The organism is Gemmata sp. (genome assembly GCF_051859125.1).
Lineage (GTDB): Bacteria > Planctomycetota > Planctomycetia > Gemmatales > Gemmataceae > Gemmata.
This window is the reverse complement of record NZ_JBHYGG010000209.1, coordinates 1-3,137: the sequence shown is the minus strand read 5'-3', so window position 1 is coordinate 3,137 and position 3,137 is coordinate 1. Positions and strand designations below refer to the sequence as shown.

Below are 3,137 nucleotides of genomic sequence, written 5' to 3'. Positions count from 1 at the left end.
AAGTACTCCAAGGACTCTCCACGCATAGTGCGTAAGCCCTACCCCCGCCCGTGACGCCGGCAGCAACGACCGACCCGCCCCCGGTGTGGGCTCACCTCTCGGCCGATCGCCAGAAGCAACTCAGCGACCTACTCGGACAACTCCTGGCTCGACTCCACGCGGCCAACGCCCGCAAGGAGGTCGGTCATGAGTGACGCGCCACGCTCGCCGAAGCTCCGGCCCTGGCACCTCGACCGTCGGGCCGCCGTCTACGTCCGCCAGTCGACACCGCAACAGGTCCTCGAGCACCAGGAATCGACGGCTCGGCAGTACGCACTCGCCGACCGAGCCGTCGCACTGGGGTGGACCCGCGACCGCGTCACCACCATCGACGACGACCTCGGCAAGAGTGGTCGATCGGCCGAGGGCCGCCCGGGGTTCCTACGGCTCCTGGCCGAGGTCGCGCTCGACCGCGTCGGGCTGATCATCGGACGGGAGATGAGCCGACTGGCCCGCTCGTGCAAGGACTGGCACCAACTGCTCGAACTTCGCGCCCGCTTCCCCGTGCTCCTCGCCGACGCGGACGGCGTGTTCGACCCGACCGAGCACTCGGACCGCCTCCTGCTGGGGTTGCACGGCATGATGAGCGGGGCGGAGCTTCACATCCTCACGCAGCGGATGCACCAGGGCGGGTTGAACAAGGCTCGCCGCGGCGAGGTGTTCGCGACCGCACCCATCGGGTACGTCCGCTCGGCCGGTGGCGAGTGGGTGGTCGACCCGGACGAGCAGGTGCAGGCCGTCGTGCGGTTGATCTCCGACCGGTTCGACCGCGAGGCCACGATGCACGGGCTGCTTCGCTACCTCGTGCACCACCGGATCCGGATCCCCGTCCGCGCGCCGGGCGGACCGGACAAGGGGACGTTGGAGTGGCGACGGCCGAACCGGGCGACGCTGCAGAACCTGCTCCGCCACCCGGTCTCCGCCGGGGCGTACCGCTTCGGGCACCGGGCGGTCGACCCTCGAAAGAAGCAGCCGGGGCGACCCCAGACCGGGAGGTTGATCCGCCGCCCCGAGGGGTGCCAGGTCCTCATCCGCGACAAGTTGCCGGCGTACATCACCTGGGCCCGGTTCGAGGCGAACCGGGCCCGCCTGACCGCGAACCGGAACACGGCGGCGACGCCGGGTGCCCCGCGGAGCGGCCCGGCCATGCTGGCCGGGTTGGTCCGGTGCGGGCGGTGCAACCGGCGGATGGTCGTGCGGTACTCGGGGCCGAAGAACCACCCGAGTTACACCTGCGCGCGCGGGTCCGCCGACTACGGCGAACCGCTGTGCCAGGGCCTCTCGAACGGGACCGCACTGGACGCGTTGGTCGCCGAGCAGCTCCTGGCGGCGGCCGAGCCGGCCGCACTGGAGGCCAGTTTGGCCGCAGTGGCCGGGGTCGAGAGGGAGCGGAGCGAACTCGCTCGCAAGTGGCACCGGAGACGGGAACGGGCCGGGTACGAGGTCGGCCGCGCGGCCCGACAGTACCGGGCGTGCGAGCCGGAGAACCGACTCGTCGCTCGCGAGCTCGAGCGCCGCTGGGAGGAGGCGCTCAAGGCCCAGCGGCAACTCGACAACGAGTTCCAGCGGTGGCAGAGGTCGGGGCCGGCCGAGTTGAGTGACACCGCGTTGTCATCGATCCGCGAGTTGGCGGCGGACCTCCCGACGGTGTGGTCGGCGGCAACGACGACGTCCGCCGATCGGCAGCGGATCGCCCGGTTGCTGATCGAGCGGCTGGTCGTCACGGTGGACAAGGCGAGCGAGCACGCGAGCGTGACGTTGCACTGGGTCGGGGGAACGGTCCGGTCGCACACGATTGCTCGACCGGTGACGCGCTACCGCAACCAGTCGGACTACGCACGACTGGTTGACCGCCTGCGAGAGATGTGTGCGAGGCGATTGACCTCGGCCACCATCGCCGAGCGCTTGAACGCCGAGGGATTTCGCCCACCGAAGCGGACGAGCCAGTTCACCGGCCAGATGGTGGCACGGCTGACGGCACACCTGGACGTGGCCCGGCGCGAGCGATCCGGGAGCGTGGCGGGGCTCGGCCCGGACGAGTACCGACCGATCGGGTTGGCCCGGCGGCTGGAACTCAGTCGTGACACGGTCCGGCGCTGGCTGAGGGCCGGGTGGCTGAGCGTCCGGCGGGACGCCGAGGGGAACCATGTGATCTGGGCCGGTGCAGACGAACTCCGGCGGTTGCGCGAGTTGCATCGCGTGCCTCGGACGTGGGAGAACAAGGCCCGGTTGGCGGAACTGAGGAAGCCCAAGCCACGCCCGGCGCGGTAGACTTCTTGGGCGGCCGGCTCATGGTGGGCCGAGCCGCCCCAGTTCTCCCTTTGAGGGCATCATGGCTGAGCCATCGAGCTGTTCTTCAAGGAGTTGAAGAGTACGCTGGGGTTCGACCGGTTCCGGTTCCGCCGGTTCGAGGCGGTGGAAGGTTGGTCGGAGCTGACGCTGACGGCGTTCGTGTACCTGGAGTGGCACCGGGCGTGTCGGTTGAGACACATGGGCGTGTCGGAGGAGGAGCGGAAGCGTTGGCGGAACCAGCGGACGCACGGGATGTGTATCGCCGTGCGTCGGCAAGCGGAGCGGTCGGACCTGAAGTACCTCGCCGACGCTCTGGGAACCCCAGGCGGCATTCGCCGCCTCCGACGCCAATTCGACAAGGCCACACAGTCCGAATACCGCACGGTCGCGTGAAAATGCGCAACTTCAAAAAGCGCCAGCGTGGGGTGCGCATCAGCCCCTCGCTGGCGCTCGGGGTTCGCCCCACGATCTGACGTGAGGTCGCGGGCGGAAGGGCAGGGCGTTTGGAGCGCGCCGAGCCCAACCCCCTCACCCGCGACTCGCGGACTCGTCGCGACCTCTCCCCGTCGGAACGGGGCGAGGTGGGGCGCGCCGGCCCCACGCAATAGTCACCCGGCCCAACCTTAGCGAATCTCCGAGGCACCATGAGCGACGGCGATGCGTTGTTTCGGGCTCTCCTCGCCTCACCGGAAGACACCACATTACGCCTCGCCGACGCCGACTGGCTGAGTGAGAGCTTCTTTAAGCTGCTTAAGCTCGACTGATGCCGATTCTGTGGCAGTCATGCGGCGGGTGCGAGCGTGGTG

At 69.5% G+C, this 3,137-nt stretch carries 3 protein-coding genes; all 3 read left to right on the top strand.

Features of this window, described 5'->3' with window-relative positions:
• Nucleotides 1-186: 186 nt before the first annotated feature.
• The gene (locus ACTIGN_RS17495) at nucleotides 187-2,310 is read left to right on the top strand and encodes a recombinase family protein (protein ID WP_439626112.1); all 2,124 of its coding nucleotides are present in this window, start codon (nucleotides 187-189) and stop codon (nucleotides 2,308-2,310) included.
• A 93-nt stretch (nucleotides 2,311-2,403) separates the two neighbouring features.
• On the top strand, nucleotides 2,404-2,724 hold the full coding sequence (locus tag ACTIGN_RS17490; protein ID WP_439626110.1) for a transposase: 321 nt from the start codon (nucleotides 2,404-2,406) through the stop codon (nucleotides 2,722-2,724).
• A gap of 251 nt (nucleotides 2,725-2,975) precedes the next feature.
• On the top strand, nucleotides 2,976-3,095 hold the full coding sequence (locus tag ACTIGN_RS17485) for a TIGR02996 domain-containing protein (protein ID WP_439626108.1): 120 nt from the start codon (nucleotides 2,976-2,978) through the stop codon (nucleotides 3,093-3,095).
• Nucleotides 3,096-3,137: the final 42 nt, after the last annotated feature.

Bases quoted from the DNA above. Each gene is read 5' to 3' on its own strand.
- ACTIGN_RS17495 (WP_439626112.1), top strand. From the start codon at position 187: ATGAGTGACGCGCCACGCTCGCCGAAGCTCCGGCCCTGGCACCTCGAC.
- ACTIGN_RS17485 (WP_439626108.1), top strand. From the start codon at position 2,976: ATGAGCGACGGCGATGCGTTGTTTCGGGCTCTCCTCGCCTCACCGGAA.